Origin of the sequence: Pseudomonas syringae, assembly GCF_021605415.1 — a bacterium.
GTDB lineage: Bacteria > Pseudomonadota > Gammaproteobacteria > Pseudomonadales > Pseudomonadaceae > Aquipseudomonas > Aquipseudomonas syringae_S.
The window spans coordinates 109,538-133,714 of the sequence record NZ_WKEQ01000008.1; the positions used below are offsets into that span (position 1 = coordinate 109,538).

Annotated in this window: 23 protein-coding genes and 1 pseudogene; 9 read left to right on the forward strand and 15 right to left on the reverse strand. The window is 58.9% G+C overall.

Features of this window, described 5'->3' with window-relative positions; genetic code table 11:
• Positions 1 to 15: 15 nt before the first annotated feature.
• Together rimK and rimB are read right to left on the reverse strand one after the other, a co-directional pair.
• Positions 16 to 921 carry a 30S ribosomal protein S6--L-glutamate ligase gene (gene rimK / locus GIW69_RS07875; RefSeq protein WP_007949201.1) on the reverse strand — a complete coding sequence of 302 codons (906 nt, stop codon included), beginning with the start codon at positions 919 to 921 and terminating at the stop codon, positions 16 to 18.
• Positions 918 to 1,397, reverse strand: coding sequence for a retropepsin-like aspartic endopeptidase RimB (gene rimB / locus GIW69_RS07880; RefSeq protein ID WP_496570904.1), 480 nt, complete (start codon positions 1,395 to 1,397; stop codon positions 918 to 920). The genes rimK and rimB overlap by 4 nt, the downstream gene beginning before the upstream one ends.
• Before the next feature lie 216 nt (positions 1,398 to 1,613).
• Between rimB and GIW69_RS07885 the strand changes: the two genes are divergently transcribed.
• Entirely contained in the window at positions 1,614 to 2,027 is a 414-nt protein-coding gene (locus GIW69_RS07885) for a S4 domain-containing protein (protein ID WP_236481569.1), read from the forward strand.
• A 125-nt stretch (positions 2,028 to 2,152) separates the two neighbouring features.
• Here the strand turns inward: GIW69_RS07885 and GIW69_RS07890 are convergent, their stop codons facing one another.
• On the reverse strand, positions 2,153 to 2,953 hold the full coding sequence (locus GIW69_RS07890) for a phosphatase PAP2 family protein (protein WP_236481570.1): 801 nt from the start codon (positions 2,951 to 2,953) through the stop codon (positions 2,153 to 2,155).
• Positions 2,954 to 3,057: 104 nt separating this feature from the next.
• Between GIW69_RS07890 and hslO the strand changes: the two genes are divergently transcribed.
• A complete protein-coding gene (hslO, locus tag GIW69_RS07895) occupies positions 3,058 to 3,960 on the forward strand; it encodes an Hsp33 family molecular chaperone HslO (protein WP_236481571.1) in 903 nt (300 codons plus the stop codon).
• Positions 3,961 to 4,141: 181 nt separating this feature from the next.
• Positions 4,142 to 5,683 (forward strand): phosphoenolpyruvate carboxykinase, encoded by a 1,542-nt coding sequence (locus GIW69_RS07900; RefSeq protein WP_236481572.1) that lies wholly within the window; start codon positions 4,142 to 4,144, stop codon positions 5,681 to 5,683.
• 61 nt (positions 5,684 to 5,744) lie between these two features.
• On the opposite strand, the pseudogene GIW69_RS07905 reads toward GIW69_RS07900, so the two are convergent.
• The 4 genes and pseudogenes from GIW69_RS07905 to GIW69_RS07920 all read right to left on the reverse strand — a co-directional run bounded on the left by GIW69_RS07905 (position 5,745) and on the right by GIW69_RS07920 (position 8,233).
• Positions 5,745 to 6,033: pseudogene (locus tag GIW69_RS07905) on the reverse strand (helix-turn-helix domain-containing protein).
• Positions 6,034 to 6,058: 25 nt separating this feature from the next.
• Positions 6,059 to 6,358: a hypothetical protein gene (locus tag GIW69_RS07910; protein WP_236481573.1), complete on the reverse strand. Its 300-nt coding sequence runs from the start codon at positions 6,356 to 6,358 to the stop codon at positions 6,059 to 6,061.
• Between the two features lie 348 nt (positions 6,359 to 6,706).
• Positions 6,707 to 7,849 carry a hypothetical protein gene (locus tag GIW69_RS07915; protein WP_236481574.1) on the reverse strand — a complete coding sequence of 381 codons (1,143 nt, stop codon included), beginning with the start codon at positions 7,847 to 7,849 and terminating at the stop codon, positions 6,707 to 6,709.
• Positions 7,850 to 7,945: 96 nt separating this feature from the next.
• Complete coding sequence (locus GIW69_RS07920) at positions 7,946 to 8,233, reverse strand: hypothetical protein (RefSeq protein ID WP_236481575.1); 288 nt, start codon at positions 8,231 to 8,233, stop codon at positions 7,946 to 7,948.
• 703 nt (positions 8,234 to 8,936) lie between these two features.
• On the opposite strand from GIW69_RS07920, the gene GIW69_RS07925 reads away from it, so the two are divergent.
• The 3 genes from GIW69_RS07925 to GIW69_RS07935 all read left to right on the forward strand — a co-directional run bounded on the left by GIW69_RS07925 (position 8,937) and on the right by GIW69_RS07935 (position 12,615).
• Entirely contained in the window at positions 8,937 to 10,865 is a 1,929-nt protein-coding gene (locus GIW69_RS07925) for a RecQ family ATP-dependent DNA helicase (RefSeq protein ID WP_236481576.1), read from the forward strand.
• 113 nt (positions 10,866 to 10,978) lie between these two features.
• Positions 10,979 to 12,199, forward strand: coding sequence for a 3-hydroxyacyl-CoA dehydrogenase (locus tag GIW69_RS07930; protein WP_236481577.1), 1,221 nt, complete (start codon positions 10,979 to 10,981; stop codon positions 12,197 to 12,199).
• A complete protein-coding gene (locus tag GIW69_RS07935; RefSeq protein ID WP_236481578.1) occupies positions 12,196 to 12,615 on the forward strand; it encodes an acyl-CoA thioesterase in 420 nt (139 codons plus the stop codon). The genes GIW69_RS07930 and GIW69_RS07935 overlap by 4 nt, the downstream gene beginning before the upstream one ends.
• An 87-nt stretch (positions 12,616 to 12,702) precedes the next feature.
• On the opposite strand, the gene GIW69_RS07940 is transcribed toward GIW69_RS07935, so the two are convergent.
• The 4 genes from GIW69_RS07940 to GIW69_RS07955 all read right to left on the reverse strand — a co-directional run bounded on the left by GIW69_RS07940 (position 12,703) and on the right by GIW69_RS07955 (position 17,631).
• Entirely contained in the window at positions 12,703 to 13,182 is a 480-nt protein-coding gene (locus GIW69_RS07940) for a glycine zipper domain-containing protein (protein ID WP_236481579.1), read from the reverse strand.
• Positions 13,183 to 13,466: 284 nt separating this feature from the next.
• Positions 13,467 to 15,815 carry an FdhF/YdeP family oxidoreductase gene (locus GIW69_RS07945; RefSeq protein WP_236481580.1) on the reverse strand — a complete coding sequence of 783 codons (2,349 nt, stop codon included), beginning with the start codon at positions 15,813 to 15,815 and terminating at the stop codon, positions 13,467 to 13,469.
• On the reverse strand, positions 15,812 to 16,651 hold the full coding sequence (fdhD, locus tag GIW69_RS07950) for a formate dehydrogenase accessory sulfurtransferase FdhD (RefSeq protein WP_236481581.1): 840 nt from the start codon (positions 16,649 to 16,651) through the stop codon (positions 15,812 to 15,814). The genes GIW69_RS07945 and fdhD overlap by 4 nt, the downstream gene beginning before the upstream one ends.
• A 92-nt stretch (positions 16,652 to 16,743) precedes the next feature.
• On the reverse strand, positions 16,744 to 17,631 hold the full coding sequence (locus tag GIW69_RS07955; RefSeq protein WP_236481582.1) for a LysR family transcriptional regulator: 888 nt from the start codon (positions 17,629 to 17,631) through the stop codon (positions 16,744 to 16,746).
• A 135-nt stretch (positions 17,632 to 17,766) separates the two neighbouring features.
• Between GIW69_RS07955 and lysM the strand changes: the two genes are divergently transcribed.
• Positions 17,767 to 18,207: a peptidoglycan-binding protein LysM gene (lysM, locus tag GIW69_RS07960; RefSeq protein WP_236481583.1), complete on the forward strand. Its 441-nt coding sequence runs from the start codon at positions 17,767 to 17,769 to the stop codon at positions 18,205 to 18,207.
• Positions 18,208 to 18,283: 76 nt separating this feature from the next.
• Here the strand turns inward: lysM and yrfG are convergent, their stop codons facing one another.
• Positions 18,284 to 18,946: a GMP/IMP nucleotidase gene (yrfG, locus tag GIW69_RS07965; protein ID WP_236481584.1), complete on the reverse strand. Its 663-nt coding sequence runs from the start codon at positions 18,944 to 18,946 to the stop codon at positions 18,284 to 18,286.
• Between the two features lie 87 nt (positions 18,947 to 19,033).
• Here yrfG and nudE point away from each other — a divergent pair, with 87 nt between their 5' ends.
• Together nudE and cysQ are read left to right on the forward strand one after the other, a co-directional pair.
• Positions 19,034 to 19,600, forward strand: a complete 567-nt coding sequence (gene nudE, locus GIW69_RS07970) for an ADP compounds hydrolase NudE (protein WP_236481585.1) — start codon at positions 19,034 to 19,036, stop codon at positions 19,598 to 19,600.
• Positions 19,601 to 19,611: 11 nt separating this feature from the next.
• Positions 19,612 to 20,439 (forward strand): 3'(2'),5'-bisphosphate nucleotidase CysQ, encoded by an 828-nt coding sequence (gene cysQ, locus GIW69_RS07975; protein WP_236481666.1) that lies wholly within the window; start codon positions 19,612 to 19,614, stop codon positions 20,437 to 20,439.
• A 77-nt stretch (positions 20,440 to 20,516) separates the two neighbouring features.
• Here cysQ and GIW69_RS07980 read toward each other — a convergent pair whose 3' ends face one another.
• Genes GIW69_RS07980 through GIW69_RS07990 form a run of 3 tightly spaced genes read right to left on the reverse strand, consistent with a single transcriptional unit; the run spans position 20,517 to position 24,162 of the window.
• Positions 20,517 to 20,972 (reverse strand): thioesterase domain-containing protein, encoded by a 456-nt coding sequence (locus GIW69_RS07980; protein ID WP_236481586.1) that lies wholly within the window; start codon positions 20,970 to 20,972, stop codon positions 20,517 to 20,519.
• A complete protein-coding gene (locus GIW69_RS07985) occupies positions 20,969 to 22,357 on the reverse strand; it encodes a sigma-54-dependent transcriptional regulator (RefSeq protein ID WP_236481587.1) in 1,389 nt (462 codons plus the stop codon). Before GIW69_RS07985 ends, GIW69_RS07980 begins: the two co-directional genes overlap by 4 nt.
• Entirely contained in the window at positions 22,354 to 24,162 is a 1,809-nt protein-coding gene (locus tag GIW69_RS07990) for an ATP-binding protein (protein WP_236481588.1), read from the reverse strand. Before GIW69_RS07990 ends, GIW69_RS07985 begins: the two co-directional genes overlap by 4 nt.
• Positions 24,163 to 24,177 lie beyond the last annotated feature (15 nt).

Below are 24,177 nucleotides of genomic sequence, written 5' to 3' on the forward strand. Positions count from 1 at the left end.
CTAAACGCTGCTTCTCTAGCCCTTGCCTTTGGTTCGGGTCATGTTCGGCCCGCCATTCTTCTCAAGATGCTCAATGATGATCCCCGCCACGTTCTTGCCGGTGGTGGTCTCGATCCCTTCCAGTCCTGGCGACGAATTCACTTCCATCACCAGCGGCCCGTGATTGGAACGCAGGATATCCACACCCGCCACCGCCAGGCCCATGACCTTTGCCGCACGCAACGCGGTCATGCGTTCTTCCGGGGTGATCTTGATCAGGCTGGCGCTGCCGCCACGGTGCAGGTTGGAACGGAATTCCCCCGGTTTCGCCTGGCGCTTCATCGCGGCGATGACTTTGTCGCCGACCACAAAGCAACGGATGTCCGCGCCGCCGGCTTCCTTGATGTATTCCTGCACCATGATGTTCTGCTTCAAACCCATGAACGCCTCGATCACCGACTCGGCGGCGGTCGCGGTTTCGCACAGCACCACACCGATGCCCTGGGTGCCTTCCAGCACCTTGATCACCAGCGGTGCGCCGTTGACCATGTCGATCAGGTCAGGAATATCGTCTGGCGAGTGGGCGAAGCCGGTCACCGGCAGGCCGATGCCGCGCCGTGACAGCAATTGCAACGAGCGCAATTTGTCTCGCGAACGGGCAATGGCCACGGATTCGTTAAGCGGGAAAACCCCCATCATTTCGAACTGGCGCAACACCGCGCAGCCGTAGAACGTCACCGAGGCGCCGATCCGCGGAATCACTGCATCGAAGCCTTCCAGCGGCTTGCCACGGTAATGAATCTGCGGTTTGTGGCTGGCGATGTTCATGTAGGCGCGCAAGGTGTCGATCACCACCATTTCATGCCCGCGTTCGGTTCCGGCTTCGACCAGACGGCGGGTGGAATACAGACGCGGGTTCCGCGACAGCACAGCGATCTTCATGCAACACCTGTGGAGGAGGTAGATACCGGGAACACCGGCTTGTCTTGTACATATTTGATGCCTGGATTCACAACGAGTTGACCGTCGATCAACGCCTTCGATCCAAGTAACAGGCGATAGCGCATCGACTTGCGGCAGGCGAGGGTGAATTCGACCGGCCAGACGCGATCACCGAGGGCCAGCGTGGTGCTTATCACGTAGCGCACCTGAGCGTGGCCATTGGAGCTTTTAATGGTTTTGCGAGTGACCAGCAGGGCTTCGCAGCGCCGATGGCGCAATTGCACCACCGTGCCCAGATGCGCGGTGAAGCGCACCCATTTCTCGCCATCGCGCTCGAACGGTTCGATGTCGGTGGCGTGCAGACTGGAAGTGCTGGCACCGGTGTCGATTTTCGCGCGCAGGCCCGCCACTCCCAATCCCGGAAGCGCCACCCACTCGCGCAGACCCACAACAGTCAAATGGTCAAATGTCTTCAAATTTACTCAACCGGCAGAAACCGCTCGAACCGCATACGGCCGAATTTTCGGTATTCACGCAGAATAGTGGTTAAAAGGCGACAGATATCTACGGCCCGGATTGCCGATGCTTCAAGGAGGCATCGGAGCGTGTGCATTGTAATCCGGGACGGCGTAATTCATGGCACGACAGAAACGGTAGTACAGTTCACCCATATTTCAGAATGAGGACATTCCATGGCACAAAAAAGCGAAGAGGACGACAAGATCCGTCTCGATAAGTGGCTATGGGCGGCGCGCTTTTATAAGACGCGAGCCTTGGCCAAGGCCGCCATCGAGAGCGGCAAGGTGCATTGTCGCGGCGAACGCTGCAAGCCTGGCAAAGAGCCACGCATTGGCGATGAGTTTGAGATTCGCACCGGTTTCGAGACGCGCAGCGTAGTGGTTCAGGCCTTGTCGATCGTGCGTCGCGGCGCGCCCGAGGCGCAAACGCTGTACGCCGAAACCGAGGCCAGCATCGCCAAGCGTGAGGCCGCGGCGGCGATGCGCAAGGCCGGTGCGCTAGGGGTAAGCACCGAGGGCAAGCCGAGCAAAAAGCAGCGGCGGGATTTGTTTAAGTTTCGTGGGAACAGCAGCGGCGATTCAGACTGAAACTTCTGCTGTGCCTGTTCTGATGTCATCGCCAGCAGGCTGGCTCCTACACGGAAATACGTTCCAATGTAGGGTCAGCCTGCTGGGGATTCGGGTTCGCAGCACTCGCCGGGAACGACCCGGTATCAGGCGCTACGCATCACACTCATCCGCCCGAACACCGGCAACCTGCCCAGCAACCGGAAGATTGGCGCCGTCACTTTCATCAAAAAGTTCGACGCGTGAAAAGCAAACGGTGTGTAGTAACCCCAGCCCAACGCCCACACCGCCAGCAGCACGCCGCCGATGTAATCATCCTGTCCCCAATGAGCACCGGCCACCAGGCGCGGCATCATGAACAGCAACGCCAGGCTCCAGACCACCAAAAACTGCCCGGCACTGCGGGCAAATACGCCCATGAACAACGCCCAGATCAACAGCACCGAAGCGTGATCGCCGGGGAAACTCTGGCTGGATCGATCCTTCAGCTCCCAGGTCTTTTCGAGGCCGGGAAAGTAGTCACTCATATGAACCGCGCCGTTGATCATCATCGACGGACTGCTGTGTTGCCAGTCCATATAGTCGGCAAACTTGGAAAACAGCATGCGGATGAACAGCAGCAACAGCAGGATCGACAGAAAACCAAAAAACGCACGACGCACGTCGATGGCCTTGAAGACCCAGTCGCCCTTGATCAGCAGCGCCAGCAAGATGATGCCGACCACTGCATCGAAAGGACGCAGACTTGCAATTGCCCACACGTGGAGCCATATCGGGTTGCTGGCCAGTGGCGCATTGAGCAGGTGAAACAGCCACTCGTCGAAAATCACACACAGCATTTGGCCGGTAGGCCATAACCAGAAAGCCAACAGCGCCAATGGCAACACGTTGCACAGAACCAGCCGGCCGAGGTTCCACCTTGATTGGAACAAACCCGGATTGTTCATAAAATGCCTCCCATGGCAGAACATTTCGCACCAAGGGGGTGCGAAGAGGCGCGCGATTTTCATCTTTTGTAACCAATTTGTCATCCATTCAGATACCCGAACCTATGACCGACCTACCAGATACCGATTTCACCCAACGCTTCATCTTCGATGACAGCGACACCCGCGGCGAACTGGTGGCGCTTGAGCGCAGCTACGCCGAAGTTCTCGCCAAACACCCGTACCCAGAGCCGGTTGCGCAATTGCTGGGCGAACTGATGGCTGCTGCTTCCTTGCTGGTCGGCACCCTGAAATTCGATGGTTTGCTCATTCTGCAGGCGCGCTCCGAAGGTCCGGTGCCGCTACTGATGATCGAATGCTCCAGCGAGCATGAAATTCGTGGCCTGGCCCGCTACCACGCTGATCAGATTGCGGCTGACGCCACCTTGTCCGACCTGATGCCCGAAGGTGTCCTGGCGCTGACCATCGACCCGACAATTGGCCAGCGTTACCAAGGCATCGTCGATCTTGACGGCGAAACACTTTCCGACTGCTTCACCAATTATTTCGTGATGTCGCAACAGGTTGGCACGCGCTTCAAGCTCTACGCCGACGGTCGTCGCGCCCGTGGCCTGCTGTTACAGCAATTGCCGGCCGACCGTCTGAAAGACGAAGACGACCGTGCCGCGAGCTGGCAGCACATCACCGCGTTGGCCACGACCCTGACCGCCGATGAAATGCTCAGTCTGGACAACGAGACCGTCCTTCATCGCCTGTACCACGAAGAGCAAGTTCGCCTGTTCGACGTACAAAAGCTGCGCTTCCATTGCAGCTGCTCTCGGGAACGCTCGGGCAATGCGCTGGTCAGTCTGGGTCTGGAAGATGCGCAGCGATTGGTGGTCGAGCACGGTGGCAGCATCGAAGTCGATTGCCAGTTCTGCAACGAGCGCTACTTTTTCGACTCGGCGGATGTGGCTCAATTATTCGCCGGCGCGGGTGTCGAGACGCCGTCAGATACCCGGCACTAAAACGGTTCAGCGCAGGTAAATTCACTGCTCAACGACGGAATTACGCCGCTACGACGGGAGGGCTCTACTTTTTTTGGGCTTTTCTGGCATAATCCGGCCCACTTTTTTCGCGGTAGTAGTGCACGACTTTCTACTACAAAACGTTTGGAGCACACTCGGCCACTGGCCGACGGGGAACCTCATGACGCAAGCCAATAACGCCGTGTACACCGATCTGAGTGTTGATGATCTGGTAAAAGAAGCCCTGAACCGCGGTGAGGGCGAGCTTGCCGATACCGGCGCTCTGGTTGTTCGCACCGGTCACCGCACCGGCCGTTCGCCAGTTGACCGCTTCATTGTTGACGAGCCATCCACCCAGGCTGCCATTGCCTGGGGCCCGATCAACCGCAAGTTCCCGGCCGACAAGTTCGATGCGCTGTGGGCTCGTGTTGAAGCGTTCAACAACGCCCAGGAGCACTTCGTTTCCCACGTTCATGTAGGCGCGGCCGAGGATCACTACCTCGCCGTGAAAATGACTACCCAGACTGCCTGGCAGAACCTGTTCGGCCGTTGCCTGTTCATCAATCCGGCCCAGTACAACCCGGCTGGCCGTGAAGAGTGGCAAGTGCTGAACGTGGCCAACTTCGAATGCGTTCCCGAGCGCGACGGCACCAACTCCGACGGTTGTGTGATCATCAACTTCGCACAGAAGAAAGTGCTGATCGCCGGTATGCGCTACGCCGGTGAGATGAAGAAAGCCATGTTCTCCGTGCAGAACTTCTTGCTGCCAGCGGCCGACGTGCTGCCGATGCACTGCGCCGCCAACATTGGCGAAGAAGGCGATGTGACCCTGTTCTTCGGTCTGTCGGGCACCGGTAAAACCACCCTGTCAGCCGACGAAAGCCGTTACCTGATCGGTGATGACGAACACGGTTGGGGCGAAGGCGTTGTCTTCAACATCGAAGGCGGCTGCTACGCCAAATGCATCGACTTGTCCGAGAAAAACGAGCCGGTCATTTGGAAAGCCATCAAGCACGGTGCCGTGCTGGAAAACGTCGTCATCGACGATGCCAAGCACGCCGACTATGCCGATGTCAGCCTGACCCAGAACAGCCGCGCTGCGTACCCGCTGGAGCACGTTGCCAAGCGTTCCGAGAAGAACCTGGGCGGCGAGCCAAACGCTGTGATCTTCCTGACCTGCGACCTGACCGGCGTGCTACCGCCAGTGTCGATCCTCAACGAAGAACAAGCGGCGTACCACTTCCTGTCCGGCTACACCGCACTGGTTGGCTCGACTGAAATGGGTTCGGGCAGCGGCATCAAGTCGACCTTCTCCACTTGCTTCGGCGCACCGTTCTTCCCGCGCCCGGCTGGCGAATACGCAGAGCTGCTGATCAAGCGCATCCGTGGTTTCGGCTCCAAGGTCTACCTGGTCAACACCGGTTGGACCGGCGGTGGCTATGGCGTTGGCAAACGCTTCAACATCCCGACCACCCGTGCCGTGATCGCAGCGATCCAGAGCGGCGCGCTGATCGGTGCCGACACCGAACACCTCGACACCATCAACCTCGACGTGCCACTGAGCGTGCCGGGCGTTGAAACCAACCTGCTCAACCCACGTAACACCTGGGCTGACCAGGCCGCCTACGACGAAGCGGCCAAAGCATTGGCCGGTCTGTTCATCGAGAACTTCAAGAAGTTCGAAGTGAGCGATGCGATCAAGGCTGCCGGGCCGAAGTTGTAAGGTCTGGGTTGTAGCGAATGAAAAAGCCGCCTTTTATAGGCGGTTTTTTTGTGGGTATCGTTCAATCAGCCAACGCATTCAGTACGTGAACAGGGTCGTTATGAATGGCTTTGAGCAGGGCTTTGGCTGGCCCCGTCGGTTCACGGCGACCCTGTTCCCAATTGCGCAGAGTTCCGAGCTGGACGTCGATCAACGCCGCGAACTTTGCCTGAGTCATGCCGGTTGCCTTACGTATTTTCTTTGACCTGTAATGCATCGACATGAAGCTCGCGGGAAGGCTCGCGTTCGCCGCAAAGCATTTCATCCATTTCTTGAACGCTTTCTATCAGCTCATCAAAAAACTTGCTCATGGTTGTCTCCAGCTACCGATCATGGTCATGCCGGGGCTTGCCACTTGAGCATGCGCTGCTGCGCAACCTGGAGCAGGTCGCAACCGTCTTGTGTCAGCAGGTAGAGGGCGTGGGTGATGTGGGGAATGTCTTCGACGTCGGCTTGTTTGAAGCAGAGGCAGTAGAGGGTTTGCAGCAGGTCGCTGGCGGCTCGCAGGCGCTGGACGGAGCACTCGAGGATGTCGTGCGGGTTGGCCTCGGTGTCGATGACCAGGGGTTTTGTGTCGGTGAGGTTGGACTCAAGGGGGCGGTAGCGGGTGGCGTTGAGTTGGCTGAGTGTTTTCATTGTTTTCTCTCTATCGGCATTCAGATATCCGCTGCCACCATGACCAAACGATGGGAGGCGAACTGTGTTCAGGTTGGTCAACCAGAGAGAGAGCACTCTGTGTACGCCGAAGCGTCCCAAACACAGCCGCCATAAAGCGAGCCGCACAATAGATGGCGGCAAGCATACAAGGGCATGCGCTGTTTCTCTCTCTCAATTTCAGGTGACCAAACCCGAGCCGCTGATTTGGCAGCGGCAGTCACGACTATAGGTTTGCGGGCTCAAGCAGCGATAGGCGATAAAGAGTCCTGATTCGTAGGAATGAGACGAAGATTTCATCGGACATTCCTACCAATGTTTAAACGCGTTTCAACGCAAATGCTGATAAGCAGAGGTATCCAACAGGCTTGTCGCCAGCCCGGTAACGGGTTGGTAAATCGTGCCTTTCACCGTCGAGAACGGCACGCCGTTGCTGCCCAGCGAAACATAACGCTCACCCTTGTCGAGCTCGGTAAACCAGGTATAGGAAACGTCATGCATCAGCTTGTATCTGGCTTCGTCGTGGACGATGGAGTCGGCCAGGTTTTGCAGATCCGCTTCACTCAGATTTAACGTTTTATTCAATTGCACTCCCCAACGCTTCAGGCAGGTTTCGGCAAGATGACGGACGATGCGACCGGGTTCGGCCAGCACCTTCAAATCACTCGCGTCGGTAGGTTCGCCTCCGGCTGCGGTGGCGTTGCCGGCCATGGTCGCGTGGCGACCCGCCATTGGGAAGACAGAGGTTTTGGTGCCTGTGGCGGTTTGTGGGATGACGCAGCAAAAGCCTTTCGAGCGTTCATCCCGGGCGAAGAAACCCACGTACTCTTTTACGTTGGCACCCAGTTTGATCTTTTCATCCTGAAAGTTACCGGTGCCTGGAACCGGGTCAAGCGCAAAAATATTCACGGGAATGTGTTGAACGCTCGGATCCTTTAACATTGCGTTGGCCAGCATATGGCAACTTACTGCACCGCGGCTCCATCCCACTAAGTTGACTTGAGTCGGAATGACGCCATCTTTGCGGAACGTCTTGATGATCTGCTCCTGTAACGCCTGCTGCGTAATGCTGCGGTCGCCGTAGTTATATTTACGCCAGAACCAGGAGCCTTCGACTTTTACATCTTCAATCGGAATGCCGGCGGCCTTCAATCGGTTGTATTCCGCTTCCGTGAGTTGTTCGCGCTTCCAGTCACATTTGCCTTTGATGATGTTAACGGCATGTTGCACGTTTTCCTCCCAGCCCTTGCCGAACAACGTTCCGCTGAGGCCGTAATCGGTGTGCTTGGTGAACAGGTCATCGGCTTGCAGGTTGCCGCTGCCGGGGCCATCGACCACGATCCACTCGGCGAATTCGCGCCCGGCGTGATGGGCTGCGAGGGTAGAAACAAGTTCGCCGTCCCAAAAATTCTCGTGGGTCTCATCAAATTTGTTCGAACCGGTGCCGCAAAAAAATATTGTCAAAGTTGTCATCTGATTGCTCGTTATTGATGTAAGAGCAAACAGACTAGTGCGGCGCGTTTGAATTATGGAAGTGGCGCGTTGTTGCGAAGTTTGTAGTGAAGTTATTCAGGAGGCTTTGTTTGTTTTTTGTCTTGCAACGTCCAGCAGTTCGCAACCGTCTTGAGTGAGTAAATAAAGCGCAGTGACGATGTTTGGAATGTCTTGCGGGTCTGCGTGTTTAAAACACAAACAGTAAAGCGTTTCGAGCAGGTTGCTCGCTGCGCGGATACGTTGTTGGGCTGCATCCAGCAAATCGTTTTGACTGGTGTGCGTGTCGATGACGAGTACCGGGCTATCACTGTAGCTGCTTTTGAGTGGGCGGTAGCGTTTAGCCAAAGGGTCGAGGGTGTTCATGATGATGGCGTGTCCTATACGAAGTTGCTCCACAGGCTGAGCAACATCTCAGCCGTGCCAACCACTATAAGAGTGCGTTGTGTCATGGGACAAGACGGCCAGGATGGACAGAATGCGTAGGGGATTTACGAGGCGCTGGGCATTTGCCCTACGCGGTTTTTTGGCTTTTTCAAGGTAAATCCCTTGAACGAAAAAATTCCCACGCGACGTGGAGGAATTTCTGCGAATTCCTCAGTGAGGTCGCGCCAGAATATGTAGGGCGTTTCCAGACGTCCGTTACGTACTCACAGGGAATTGAGTACGCATTACGAATGACTCGATGATTATGATCGGAGCTGTGACAGCCAATTTGCCAGGATGGGCGGTTCGTCAGGGAATTTCGAGCATCTGCTCATCAGCAGGGATGCAAGGAGAAGGGCGATCGGTAAAGCCAAAAATTGCGACATGGTCAGTCCTTTTTCCAGACGCAACGTGCACTCGGCGTCCTGCCGGTTGCGCTCTGCGCGAGTCCAGTGATGCGAACCCTACCTGTCGCTGTTATCGCTTTGCGAGGTGGAAAGTGTTTCGTTTGTGTCCTCCTGTGACCTTGCGCGCAATACCAAGCCTGTATCATTCCGTATCGATTTGCCCCCGGCCTTTTCTCGACTCGCTGCGTTCGCCCGCTAGGCTGGTGACATGGCAGCAGTCAACGGAGTGACAGCTTATGCACAACACCCTGGAACAGGTTTTCGGTTATCCACAATTTCGTCCCGGTCAGGAAGCCGCAATCAGTGCGGTGCTGGCCGGTCGCTCGGCGGCGGCAATTTTTCCAACGGGTTCGGGCAAATCCCTCTGTTATCAATTGTCGGCGGTGTTGCTCCCGCATCTGACGTTAGTGGTCTCGCCATTGCTGGCGTTGATGCAGGATCAACTGGAGTTTCTGCAACGCCACGGGATCTCGGCGGGCAGCATCGATTCGACCCAGAGTCGGGACGATGCCAATGATGTGATGGCCCGCGCTCGTTCCGGTGAACTGAAGATCCTGATGATTTCCGTGGAGCGCCTGAAGAACGAGCGCTTCCGCAACTTTCTGCAGCAAGTACCGATCTCGTTGCTGGTGGTGGACGAGGCGCATTGCATATCAGAGTGGGGCCACAACTTCCGCCCCGATTACCTGAAGTTGCCGGACTACCAACACCAGTTCAACATCCCGCAAGTCTTGCTGCTGACCGCTACGGCAACGCCGAACGTCATCGCTGACATGCAGTCCAGATTCGCCATCGCCGAGCACGATGTCGTCACCACCGGGTTTTATCGGCCCAACCTGAATCTGTCGGTGGAACCGGTTCGGGGCCAGGATAAACGCCAGAGACTTGTGGATTGGATGAGTGAGCGGGCGAACCAGCCGAGCATCGTTTACGTCACGCTGCAAAAGACCGCCGAACACATCGCCGAGCATCTGGAGCGCAACGGTATTCAGGCCGAGGCTTATCATGCCGGCCTGCCCTATGAGAAACGCGAAGCGATCCAGAAGCGCTTCATGTCCGGGCAATCCAATTGCATTGTTGCGACCATTGCCTTCGGCATGGGTATCGATAAGAGCGACATCCGCAATGTGGTGCATTTCGACTTGCCCAAATCCATCGAAAACTACAGTCAGGAAATCGGTCGGGCCGGGCGCGACGGACAGCCCTCCGACTGTCTGGTATTGGCCAATCGCGACAGCCTGAATGTGCTGGAGAACTTCGTCTACGGCGATACGCCGGAGCGCGACGGTATCCGCCATGTGCTTGACGAAATACAGGCAGCGGTGCCCGAAGGGCAATGGGAATTTCTCCTTGGGCCGCTGGCGGACGGCAGCAATATCCGCGCGTTGCCGCTCAAAACGTTGCTGGTGCAACTCGAACTCAAGAAGCTGATCGCCCCGCGTTATGCCTATTACGCCGAGTACCGGTTCAAGTATTTGCTGGAGCCGGACGCGTTGCTGGCGCGGTTCGAGGGCGAGCGCAGGGACTTCGTTGCCGCAATCATCCAGACTTCCAGCCGAGCCCGAACCTGGGCGACAGTCAATTTCGAGGCCATGTTCGAGCAATACGCTGCCGAGCGTCAGCGGGTGGTGAAGGCGCTGGATTACTTTCAGGAAAAGGGTTGGGTCGAACTGGAAAGCAAGCAGATGACCGAGGTTTACAGCTTGCTGCGCAATGAATTTGACAGCGAGCTTCTGAGCACGGAGTTGCACGCTTACTTCACCCGTCATGAACAAACCGAAATCGCGCGAATCCACGCCATGCTGGATCTGTTCGCCACTGAACGCTGCCTGGGCTATCGCCTCGCCGAATATTTCGGTGATCTCGAAGCGCCGGAACATTGTGGGCATTGCTCAGTGTGCCAAGGACAGATTGCCCGACTGCCGGCGCCGCCCGAGTTGCCGGCGCTTGTGGATAAAAGTTTTGAGGTGCTGTGCGGGGATTTTATCCACAGGCATGAAGAACACACTGGCAGCGTTCCATCTGCTGAGCGAATTACGCGGTTTCTGTGTGGGATCAGCGTGCCATTGTTCACAAAGCTCAAGGCGCGGGGGATTCCCGGTTATGCGGCATTGGAAAATTATCCCTATGCAGACGTACGTATTTGGGCGGCGGAAAGCCTCTAACGGCTGTGGTTCATCCATCTTGTGAATGTCCGCCATCACGCTACTAAACTTCAAAAAAGCCGGATGGCTGTCTATGGTGAAGGCTGTCTTCGGATCGCCAATAAGAGAACAGCATGAGCCAGACATCGTTCGATATTCAGCGGGCTGCCGTGATCGGTGCCGGAACCATGGGCCGTGGCATTGTCATGTGTCTGGCCAACGCCGGCGTTTCCGTTCAATGGGTTGATAACAATCCACAGATGCTGGAGCAGGCGCTCGCTACGGTCGCCGACACCTACGCGCATAGCGTGCGGCAGGCACGGATCGATCAGACCGAGGCTGATGCGCGTATCGCCCGTGTAACCAGTGCGCCTGATTACGCAGCGATCCGCGATGTCGATCTGGTGATCGAGGCGGTGTACGAAAATCTTGAACTCAAGCAAAGGATTTTCCGAGAACTCGACGGTCTGCTCAAACCCGAAGCGCTGCTCGCAAGCAACACTTCGGCGCTGGACATCGACGCGATCGCCGCCGCTACGCGACGGCCGACTCAGGTGCTGGGCCTGCATTTCTTCAGCCCGGCGCACATCATGAAACTGCTCGAAATTGTTCGCGGTGCGCAAACGTCGCCAGCGGTGCTCGATGCCGCACAGACCTTGGGCAAACGCATGGGCAAGGTCAGTGTCGTGTCGGGCAACTGCCACGGTTTTATCGGCAACCGCATGCTGCATCCCTATGTGTTGGAGGCGCGCAAGATGTTGCTCGAAGGCGCTTATCCACACGAGGTCGATGCAGCGTTGCAAGGGTTCGGTTTCGCCATGGGACCGTTCCGCATGTACGACGTGGTCGGCATCGACCTTGAATGGCGTGCGCGCGAACTGGCCGGCAAGGGGCAAGACGCACCAGAAGTCCAAGTCGACAATCGCCTGTGCGAAGCGGGGCGGTTCGGTCAAAAAAGCGGCAACGGTTACTACCACTACGAACCGGGAAGCCGGCAGGCCGAGCATGATCCGCAAGTGGATGCGCTGGTGCTTGCCGTAAGCGAAGAATTGGGCTTCCAGCGCCGCGAGATCGGGCCTGAGGAGATTCTTGAACGCAGCCTGCTGGCGTTGGTCAATGAAGGCGCGAAAATCCTTCAGGAAGGCATCGCCGGGTCAGCGCAGGACATCGATCTGGTTTACCTCAATGGCTATGGTTTTCCGGCGGACAAAGGCGGGCCGATGGCTTGGGCGGATGCTCAGGGGCTGGCGGACATTCATCAGCGGTTGCTGGCGCTGGAAACCCGCCAAGGCGATCAGTGGAAACCAGCGCGGTTGATTGGTGAGCTGGCGGCGCAAGGGAAGGGGTTTGCATGAGCCAGCGCGCCGACTACGTCCATTTCCAACCGATCACCACGCGCTGGCACGACAACGACGCTTACGGCCACGTCAACAACGTTACCTATTACAGCTTCTTCGACACGGCGGTGAACACTTACCTGATCCAGGTCGGTGGGCTGGATATTCATGACGGTGAAGTGGTGGGTTTCGTGGTCAGTTCGGCGTGCGATTATTTCGCATCGATCGCCTTCCCTGATTTGATTGAAATCGGACTGCGGGTTGGCAAGCTGGGCAACAGTTCGGTGCAGTACGAACTGGCGGTGTTCAAGGTCGGTGAAAGCGAGGCCTGTGCGGCCGGACGCTTCGTGCATGTATTTGTGGATCGGGCAACCAACCAACCAGTGCCGATCCCAACCGGGCTACGTGAAGCGCTGCAGCGTCTGGTCATCTGACGGGCAAAAAAAATCGCAACCCGGACAGCTCTGTGTAGGAGCTGCCGCAGGCTGCGATCTTTTGATCCGTTCGCCTAAAACCGGCAATCAGCGATGACGGTAATGCTTGTGATGCTTGCGATGGCCATAAGCATGACCGCGACCTGGGTGGCCATCACGGTAATAGCGACGATCACCGCGACCGCGATCATAACGATCGTCGTCGTCGCTCTTGTTGCCCATGTAGTTGCCCAACGCGCCACCGGCGCCGCCACCTGCGGCGGAACCGATCAGGCTGCCGGTGGTGCCGCCCATGCTGCGGCCGACAACGTTACCGCCGGCTGCGCCCAACGCTCCGCCAATGGCTGCTTCGCCACGGCTGCGTTTGTCTGCACCGACCGCGCTACCACCCGCGCCGCCCAAGGCTGCGCCAATGGTGGAACCTGTGTTGCCGCCTAACGATTGACCGACGACCGAGCCAAGAACCCCGCCCAATGCGCCGCCCACGCCTGCTTCGGTGGTGCCTCCGGCAGAAGCGAAACCGCTGACCAGGCCAAGGGACAACAAGAGAATCTGGGAGAACTTCATAGAGGAGCCTCAAAGGGATGACGGCGCGATCCTGAGGCTCTGTAACAGGCCTGACAATCGAAATCCGACGAATAGCACGACTTGTATACAATTGTGCAAGTTACTGTTTTTTCAGCGGAACTTAACGGTTTTTCGCCGGTCTTTAATTACTTCGGACAGGCCGCTTTGACGCAAAAGCGGCCTTTTTTGTGGGCGTCTGAAAGCAAAAAGATCGCAGCCTGCGGCAGCTCTTACAGATGATCTGTGTGAGAGTTGCCGCAGGCTGCGATCTTTTGATTTGGACGTCAGGCCGACTTGGCCATGATCAATCCGGTTTCACTCGCCGCTTCGAGACGGATCGCAATGAACTTCGACGTCGGCGTATGGCTGCCATCTCCCACACTTTCCAGCGGCACCAGTGGATTCACTTCCGGATAGTAGGCCGCCGCCTGACCCGCCGGAATATCGAACGCCAATAACGTGAAGCCTTTCACTCGACGCTCGCGGCCGTCGTCCCACAGCGAAACAATGTCGGCTTTCTGGCCCGGCCGGAAGCCCAGACGAATGATATCGGCTTCGTTGGCGAACAATACGTCGCGCTGTCCTTTCACGCCGCGATAGCGGTCATCGAGGCCATAAATTGTGGTGTTGTACTGATCGTGTGAGCGCATCGATTGCAGGATCAGATCCGGCAATTGCCCGGTGGCGCGGGTGCGTTCGTGCACCAGATCTTTGGGCAGCACGTTGGCGCGGAAGTTGGCGCGCCCTGAGGTGGTATTCCACTTGCGGGCGCCGGCAGCGTTGCCGAGATAGAAGCCGCCCGGGTTTTTGACCTTCTCGTTGAAATCCTTGAAGCCCGGGATGGTGTCGGCGATCAAGTCGCGGATGCGGCTGTAGTCGGCCACCAGCCAGTTCCAGTCAACCGGTTTGCTGCCCAGGGTCGCGGCGGCGATGCCGGCGAGGATTGCAGGTTCAGAGCGCATCTGGTTCGACAGTGGCTGTAACTGGCCGTTGGAGGCGTGCACCATGCTGAACGAGTCTTCCACGGTGACGGCTTGCGCGCCGTCCGCCTGGATGTCGATGTCGGTACGCCCCAGGCACGGCAGAATCAGCGCGTCTTTCCCGTGCGCCAGGTGGCTACGGTTGAGCTTGGTGCTGATCTGCACGGTCAGGTCGCAGTTGCTCAACGCCTGGAATGTACGCGGGCTGTCTGGCGTGGCTTGGGCAAAGTTGCCGCCCAGGCCGATGAAGACCTTGGCGCGACCTTCGGCCATCGCATGGATGGCCTCGACCACGTTGTGTCCGTTATGACGAGGCACCTTGAACTGGAAGCGACGCTCGAGAGCATCGAGGAACGCCACGGGCGGACGCTCGTTGATGCCCATGGTGCGGTCGCCCTGCACGTTACTGTGACCGCGCACCGGGCACAAACCGGCGCCGGGCTTGCCGATGTTGCCGCGCAGCAGCATCAGGTTGGCGATTTCCTGGATGGTCGGCACCGAGTGACGATGCTGGGTGATGCCCATGGCCCAGCACATGATCACGTTCTTGCCTTTAACGTACATGCGCGCGGCCTGTTCGATCTCGATCAGGGACAGGCCGGATTGCTCGACGATCTGCTCCCACGAGGTGTCGTCGACGACGGCGAGGTAATCCAGCACGCTGACGCTGTGTTCGTTGAGGAAGTTGTGATCGAACACCGCCGGCGTTCCCGCCAGTTGTGCATCACGTTCCCATTGCAGCAGGAATTTGGCCATGCCGCGCAGCACCGCCATGTCGCCGCCGAGTGCCGGACGGAAGTACGCGGTGTTGGTCGGCTTGTCACCGTTGGTGAGCATTTCGATCGGGTGCTGCGGGTGCTGGAAACGCTCCAGGCCGCGCTCTTTCAGCGGATTGATGCAGACCACCTGAGCGCCGCGCTTCACCGCTTCACGCAGCGGTTCTAGCATCCGTGGGTGGTTGGTGCCCGGATTCTGGCCCCAAACGAAAATCGCATCGGCGTGTTCGAAGTCGTCGAAGGTGACGGTGCCTTTGCCGACGCCGACGCTTTGCGACAAGGCAACGCCGCTGGCCTCGTGGCACATGTTCGAGCAGTCGGGGAAATTGTTGGTGCCGTAGGCGCGTACGAACAGCTGATAGAGGTACGCCGCCTCGTTGCTGGCCCGGCCCGAGGTGTAGAACTCGGCCTGATCCGGGCTCGACAAGCCGCGCAGATGCTGACCGATCAACGCAAAGGCATCATCCCAACTGATCGGTTGATAACGATCGGTGGCCGCGTCGTAGCGCATCGGTTCGGTAAGGCGGCCCTGATATTCGAGCCAGTAATCGCTTTGTTCCAGCAACGACGTCACGCTGTGCTTGGCGAAGAACTTGCTGTCCACCCGGCGCTTGGTCGCTTCCCAGTTCACCGCTTTGGCGCCGTTTTCGCAGAACTTGACCATGCCGCTTTCCGGCGAATCGCCCCAAGCACAACCCGGGCAGTCGAAACCACCGTTCTGGTTGGTCTTTAGCATCATGCGCAGGTTTTTCAGCGCGTTGTCGCTGGTCAGCCAGGCCTGAGCCACGCTGATCAGTGCGCCCCATCCACCGGCAGCGCCTTTGTAAGGCTTGTAGCGCGGGACGGGTTTCTGGTCGGCTTGTTGATGTTGGCTCACGCGTGTTTCTCCATTGCTGGGCTATACACCCGCGGCGCATTTTTCTGCGGCAGGTGGATGAGATTGAGGTTGTGTCGACGGGCCCATTGCACGGCAAGGCCGGTTGGCGCGGACAGGCTGACGAGGGTCTGGATGCCGGCGCGTAACACTTTCTGGATCAGTTCGAGGCTGCAACGGCTGGTGACAATCGCCAGGCCGCCGCTTGTGGATATCTTTTGACGAATAAGACCGCCGATGAGCTTGTCGAGAGCGTTATGCCGGCCGATGTCTTCGCGACCGAGCAACAATTGGCCTTCGGCATCCATGAACACTGCCGCGTGCACCGCACCGCAATGTTGGCCGAGTGGCTGGAATGCGCCGATACGCTGGCGCAGGCCGTCGAGCCATTGGATGGGTGGCAACGGTGCGCCGGGCAATACTTTGAGATCCGGTAGTGCCTGTTCTACCGCTTCGACGCCGCACAATCCGCAACCGCTGGTGCCGGCCAGTTGGCGACGCTGCTGCTTAAGGTTCCAGAAGGCGCGATTGGCGATAGTCACTTGCGCGTACTGCGCCGAGCCGGAACCCGTCAGTTGCAGGTCATAAATGTCTGAGGCGTCTTCGATGATGCCGCTGCCGAGGCTGAAACCGACGATGAAGTCTTCCAGATCAGTCGGGGTCACCAGCATCACGGCCTGGCTGATGCCGTTGTAGGCAATCGCCAACGCGACTTCCTCGGCCAGCGCGGTGTTTGCCGAGTCGTTGAGCTGCAAATCGCTGAAACTGTAGGTCTGGCTGGCGTCTGGCGCGGGCGTTTCTAGGGCTGGCGCCGCGCAGGCTGGGCGCTTGGCGTTCATGGCATCACCGACGGTTGGGTCAGTAGTAAGACTAGGCGCGTCAACTTGTCGCGTCTAATCGCTATTACTGATCCGCCGATAGATGACGTCGATCAAGATTCCGTTGGCGATTTCTGATAAAGCGCAAAACAGGCCTCCGCCAGCGCCGAACGCGGCGCCCCGCGTCGCATGATCAAGCCCAGGCGTGCCAGGGTTTGCGCGTTTTCGATCGGTTGCAAACGCAAGTGGTCGGTCAGGTTTTCCAGCCCTCCGTCCAGCGGCATCACCGCGCAGCACATGCCGCCATGTACCGCTTGTAACAATTGATGCACGGCATCGGTTTGCAACAACGGCTGTGGCGTCAGGCCACGGCTGTGGAAGTTGTGGTCGATGGACTGGCGAAAGTGCATGCCGCTGGTGAGCATGCCCAGCGGTAATTCGATCACGGCCTCCCAACTCAACGGTTCATCGCCAAAATTGAAAAAGCGCTGGTCGTAGAGCAGGCCCATGCGGGTTTCGCTGAACGCCAAGGAATCGAAGCGTTCGCCGTCAAGCCGATCCAGATAGGACACGCCGAGATCGATACGGTTGTTCGCCAGTTGCTCCAGGATCTGCTCGGAACTCAATGACGACAGTTCGAAGCGCAGATTCGGATGCTCCCCGTGCAGGCGCTTCATCAGCTCCAGCGGATCGAAACTCGACAATGGCACGACACCGAGTCGCAACGTGCCGATCAGGTTGCCGCGACACGCCGCCGCTTCTGCCTGCAAACCGTCATAAGCCGCCAGCACCGTACGCGCCCAGGCCAGCACCCGCTCGCCCGGCGCGGTGAAACCTTCGAAGCGCTGGCCACGGTTGACCAGCGGCAGATCCAGCTCCTCTTCGAGGCTGCGCAGACGCATCGACAGTGTCGGCTGAGTGATATGACAGCGCGCCGCCGCCTGACCGAAATGGCGGGTTTCGTCGAGGGCGATAAGGAATTTCAGTTGTTTGATGTCCATCTTCATTCCGGGCGCGGGCGGTGGGTGGGCAATTCTAACGTTTGTTCAGGGGCAGGGTCATTGGTCGGCTTGAGATCGGGTTTCGCGGGAGTGGTCTAGGCTTGGGCGTCTGGAACCCAAAACAAGGAGTGCGTCATGAGTATTATTAGCTTTATAAAAGAAGCCGGTGAAAAGCTGATCGACCTGCTGACCCCTGGTAATGCCAATGCCGGCGAGCAGTTGAAGGAACATATCAGCAAGGTCGGGCTGGGCAATCCGAATGTGCACGCGACAGTCGAGGGCGACACAGTCACGCTCACGGGTGAAGTGGCGAGTCAGGAAGAGAAAGAAAAAATTGTGCTGGCCGCTGGCAACATTGCCGGGGTTGGCAGTGTGGATGATCAGATCACGGTGACCGGGCCGGTGGTGGTGGCGGCAGAATTCGTCGAAGTGAAGGCCGGGGACACGCTCAGCGCGATTTCCCTCCGGGTCTATGGCAATGCCAACCAGTACCAGAAAATCTTCGATGCCAACAAACCAATGCTCAAGGACGTGAACAAAATCTATCCGGGGCAAAAGCTGCGTATTCCCAAGTAACTATCAACCCCTGAAGGAACTGCCGCAGGCTGCGATCTGAAGGTCAAGATCAAAAGATCCCGGCCTGCGCCAGCTCCTACAATCCGGCGATCAGATCGCGATAATCGTCTACTGCCGCAAACTCCGCCGTGTCCTTTGGGCCTTTGCGGCTGTCCGGTTCCTTTACCGCCAACAAATGCCCGATACCGAAATTCCGCGCACTGCGCAGGATCGGCAACGTGTCGTCGATGAACAGGCTGCGCGCCGGATCAAAACCGATGTCCGCTTGCAATGCGTCCCAGAATTGCGGGTTTTCCTTGGGGAAACCGTAGTCGTGTGAGCTGATCAAGCACTCGAAGTACGGTGCCAGTTCAATCCGCTCCATTTTCAGCGAGAGCGAATCGCGGTGGGCGTTGGTGATCATGATCACGCGTTTTCCGGCGCTATTGAGTGCGGCCAGAAAAGTGTCCGCGTCCGGCCGTAACGCGATCAAGTGGGCGGTTTCCTGCTTCAGCTCGCGCACCGACAACTTCAATTCGGCGCTCCAGAAATCCAGGCAGTACCACTGCAACTGGCCGTAGTGGCGCTCGAACAGCGGCTGTAATTCCATGTCCGCCATGGCCCGGCTCACGCCGTGCAATTCGGCATAACGCTGGGGCAGGTGTTCGAGCCAGAAATGGTTGTCGAAGTGCAGATCCAGCAACGTGCCGTCCATGTCCAGCAGAACGGTATCGATGTCAGACCAGGGTAATGAAGGCATGGCAACGTCTCGAACGGTAAAAGATATCCGACGCAAACAATCGGGAAAGCCGCGTTATAGTAGCGCGTTCACGCCAAGGAGCTTTGCATGCGCCAGAAACCCACCGTACTTGCCCGCGAAATCGTCGCCACCAGTCGTCTGTTTTGCGTCGAAGAACTCAAGCTGCGTTTTTCCAATGGCGTGGAGCGCACTTATGAGCGACTGGTCGGCAAAGGCGCGGGCTACGGCGCGGTGATGATCGTGGCGATGCTCGATGCCGAGCATGCGGTGCTGGTCGAAGAATACTGCGGTGGCACCGACGAATATGAACTGTCGTTGCCCAAGGGTTTGATCGAGCCCGGAGAAAATGTGTTGGCGGCAGCCGAGCGTGAGCTCAAGGAAGAGGCAGGTTACGGCGCACGGCAGTTGGAGCATCTGACCGAGTTGTCGCTGTCGCCCGGCTATATGAGCCAGAAAATTCAAGTCGTGCTTGCCACCGACCTGTACGAAGAGCGTCTGGAAGGCGACGAGCCTGAGCCAATGCGGGTCGACAAGATCAACCTGCGTGAACTGTCGTCACTGGCGCAGAATCCGCAGTTCACCGAGGGCCGCGCGCTCGCGGCGCTGTACTTGACGCGAGACTTGCTGACCCAGCGCGGGTTCTTTCAGCCATGAGTGAATTGTCGATGAGCTTTCCCCATCCGTTGATGGCGCCGGTGATTGAGCTGGCATTGAAGGCCGGCGAGGCCATTCTGCCGTTCTGGCGTGCCGACGTCGCGGTCACCGCGAAATCCGATGATTCACCGGTCACTGCCGCTGACATCGCGGCGCACGACGTGATTGTTGCCGGGCTCAAGGCACTGGATCCGACCATCGCGATCCTCTCCGAAGAAGACGCTAATATCCCGCAAAGCGTGCGTGCCGGCTGGCAGCGCTGGTGGCTGGTGGATCCGCTGGATGGCACCAAGGAGTTCATCAGCGGCAGCGAAGAATTTACCGTGAACATCGCGCTGATCGAAAACGGTGCCGTGGTGTTTGGCGTGGTATCGATGCCGACTAACGGACGTTTCTACGTCGGCGGCGCCGGGCTGGGCGCCTGGCGCTGCGACAAGGGCGGCTCACCGGAACCCATTGCCGTGCGAGATGCGCTAATGCCAGGCGAAGCGTTTACCGTGGTCGCCAGCCGTCGGCATTCCAGCCCTGAGCAGGAGCGCTTGCTGGCCGGCTTGAGCGCGAGCCTTGGCGAGTTGCAATTGGCGAACATCGGCAGCTCTTTGAAATTCTGTCTGTTGGCCGAAGGTGCGGCGGATTGTTATCCGCGCCTGGCGCCGACTTCGCAATGGGATACGGCAGCAGCGCAAGGCGTGCTGGAAGGTGCGGGCGGCGAGGTGCTGGGGCTGGATGGCGAGGCGTTCAGTTATCCGGCGCGGGAATCGTTGCTGAATGCGTTTTTCCTGGCGCTGCCGGCAAAGGCGGCGTGGCGGGGTGAGTTGTTGGCGTTGGCTCGGTCTTGAGATCAAAAGATCGCAGCCTTCGGCAGTCCCTACAAAGATCGGTGTAGGCGCTGCCGAAGGCTGCGATCTTTTTGCTTTTAACGGTGCAAAACATATTGACCGGTAAACGTCACCGCATCCTCATCACTTGCGCCGTTGACCACCCGCGTGTGCAGCGTCAGTCGCGCCCGGCCATAACGCCGATACGTCTTCAGAAACGTCGCCCACACCTGCGCACCCGGGGCACGACAAATCGCGATGGCATCACCCGTTACCGGCAATGGATAGCTGATCTGCCCTTCCTGAATCACGATGTGCCCGTCGTCGATGCCTTCCTCCTTCAAGCGCAAATGCAGCCAGCCCCAACCTGCCAGCACGGCGCCGCAATAAAGACTTCCGCCGAACATGGTGCTTTTGTGATTGACGTTGGCCTCCAGCGGCAAATGCAGACGAAGTTGCTGATCATGCCAGTCGAGAACGTTGAGACCCATGTCGCGGGTTAGCGGGATGTCGTGATGGAGGACGGCCTCCAGGGCTTGAGCATCGCGATTCATTCGGACTCCTCGGCAGAACTGCCGTTGTCGGCGAAGCTCAGCCCATGCTTGCGCAGTTTGTCGTGCAGGGTTTTGCGCGGGATGCCCAAAGCTTCCGCCAGGCTGCGTACGGAGTTGTGGGAGCGCGCCAGTTCAGCGGCAATCAATGATCTTTCGAAGTGTTCCACTTGCTCGCTGAGCCCGCCGCTGGTGACTTCAACGGTGCCAATACCGCTGCCCCCGGGTTCGGTGTTATCCAGCGCCAGTTCCAGGCCGAGAGCGAAACGCTCTGCGGCGTTTTGCAGCTCGCGCACGTTGCCCGGCCATGGATGACGCAGCAGTAGGGCGCGTTGCGCCGGCTGCAGTTCGTGGGGCGGCAAGCCGTGGCGGGCACTGGCTTCGTCGGCGTAATGCTGGAACAGCACCAGCGCATCTTCGCCCCGTTCGCGCAGTGGTGGAATACGTAGCGGCGCGACGTTGAGGCGGTAATACAAGTCGGCGCGGAAACGGCCCTGATCGGCCGCCTGACGCAGGTCTTCCTTGGTGGCGGCGATGATGCGGATGTCCAGCGGGATCAGTTGATTGCCGCCCAGCCGCTCGACCACGCGCTCCTGCAACATGCGCAGCAACTTGACCTGAACGTCCAGGCTCATGCTTTCGATTTCATCAAGGAACAGCGTGCCACCGTTGGCGAATTCGAACTTGCCGATGCGGCGTTTTTGCGCGCCGGTAAATGCTCCCGGTTCGTGGCCGAACAGTTCGCTTTCCACCACCGATTCGGCTAGCGCACCGGCATTGATCGCCACGAACGGCCCATTACGACGGTTCGACAGATCATGCAAAGCGCGGGCGACGACTTCCTTGCCGGCGCCGGTTTCGCCGAGGATCAGCACGTCAGCCTTGGTGGCCGCCAGTGAGCCGATCTGCTCGCGCAGGCGCAGCATCGGTGCGGACTGGCCAACCAGCCGCGCGCTCAATTCATTGCGATCGCTGAGGGCCAGACGCAAGCTGCGGTTGTCCAGCACCAGTCGGCGCAAGGCCAGCGCTCGACGCACGCTGTCGAGCAGGGCATCGCTGGCGAACGGTTTTTCGAGGAAGTCATACGCGCCGGCGCGCATGGCCTGCACGGCCAGCGGCACATCGCCGTGGCCAGTGATCAGCAGCACCGGCAACTCGGAATCCTGAGCGTGCAATTCGCTGAGCAGTTCGAGACCGTCCATGCCCGGCATGCGAATGTCGCTGACCACCACCCCCGGCCAGTCGCGCTCAAGTTGCGCAGCCAGGCCTTTGGCTTCGGCGAGCGGGAGGATTTTCAGGCCCGCCAGATCCAGGGTTTGGCCAAGGGCCTGACGCAGGTGCGGATCGTCGTCGATCAGCACCACCTGAATGCGATTGTCGATGGTCATGCACTTCGATCCTCGGACGGTTGCAGGCTGACCCCGGGCGCGCCGGCGCGCAGCCGCAGGGTAATCAAGGCGCCACCTTGCTTGTGGTTGGCGAACGACAGTTCACCGCCGAAGGCGCGCATCAGGGTTTCGCAAATGGCCAACCCCAGCCCCAGACCCTGCGTGCGGGTCTTGGTCGTGTAAAAAGGTTCGCTGGCGCGGCCCAGGGCTTCCATGCAAAACCCCGGGCCGTTGTCGCGAATGTACAGATTGACGCCGTCGGCGGTGGCTTCGGCACTCAGCCAGAGTTTGCGCGGCGGACCTTTTTCGGTGAGGGCATCAAGGGCATTTGCGAGCAGGTTGCCAAGCACCTGGCGCAGACGGGTTTCCCCGGCCTCGACCCATAACGTAGCGGCCGGCAGATCGCGGATCAGCTCGACTTCCATGCTACGGCGGCGCTTGGCGAGTAATGCCAGCGCATCGTCCAGCGCCGGTTGCAGGGCGACGCTTTCCGGCGCGTGGCGGTCGCGGCGGGCGAAGGCGCGCAGGTGGGCGATGATCGAGGCCATGCGCCCGGTCAATTCGCTGATCAATTTGAGATTGCCTCGGGCGTCGTCGGTGCGCTGGTGATCAAGCAGCACTTCGGCGTTTTCAGCGTAGCTGCGGATCGCCGCCAGCGGCTGATTGAGTTCGTGGCTGATGCTCGCCGACATCGTCCCCAGCGCCGACAATTTGCCGGCCTGAACCAGATCATCCTGCGCACGCACCAACTCTTGCTGCGCAGTTTCCCGTTCCAGCACTTCCTGTTTCAGCCGCCGGTTGAGGCCTTCGAGGTCGCTGGTACGTTCGGCCACCCGGCCTTCCAGTTCGCGACGGGCTTTGGCTTCGAAATCGATGCGTTCGAGGTAATGGCGACGGCGCTGCATCACCAGGCCGAGCAACAGCATCAAGACCAGCAGCGTCGCGCCACCGATGGCCACCACCGTGCGTACCGGGCGGTCGATCAACGTTTGGGGGGCAAGAATGCTCACGCTCCAGCCGGTTTCCTCGATGTCGTGGGTTTGTTTCATCCATGCGGCGGGACTGAGGTTGAGCGGGCGCGGCTCGCGGGTCGGGTACGGCTGAATCGCGGTGATCGCCGTGCGTTCGCTATCGCTCAAGACGCGCGTCGAGCGAAAGCGCCATTCCGGCCGCGAGGTCAGGATCACCACGCCGTTATGATCGGTGACCAGCAACTGCTCCGGGGTTTTTCCCCACAGGCTTTCGGTGTGATCGAGATCGACCTTGGTGACCAGCACGCCGATGACTTTCTCGCCGTCGCGCACCGCCGACGCGAAAAAATAGCCGCGCTTGGCCGACGTCGTGCCGAGGCCGAAAAACCGTCCGAGACGTCCGGCCATGGCTTCGCTGAAATACGGCCGGAAGGAAAAGTTACGCCCGACGAAACTGTCGTGTTTGTCCCAGTTCGAGGCCGCGAGCGTCTGGCCATTGGTGTCCATCAAATACATGACTTCGGCGCCGGTCTGGGCGCAGATGTTTTTTAACAGGCGGTTGGCGTTGCCCTGGGTGACACCGTCGTCCGGCGCGCCCAGCACGGCGCGAAGCGCCGGAAGCTCGCCGAGGATTTGCGGCAACACCTCATAACGATGCAGCGTGCCCAACAGGTTGGCGACGTAAAGGTCGAGGGTCTGGCGATTCTGACTGGCCAGTTCGCTGCGGTAATAACGCTCGGCCAGATGTTCCAGCGGCCACAGCAGCGGGGCCAGGCACAGGGCCAGAAGGGCGAGGCTGCGCCAGCGGGGTCTGTGGGGGAGGGATGAAGTCATGAGCATCTGGCGCCT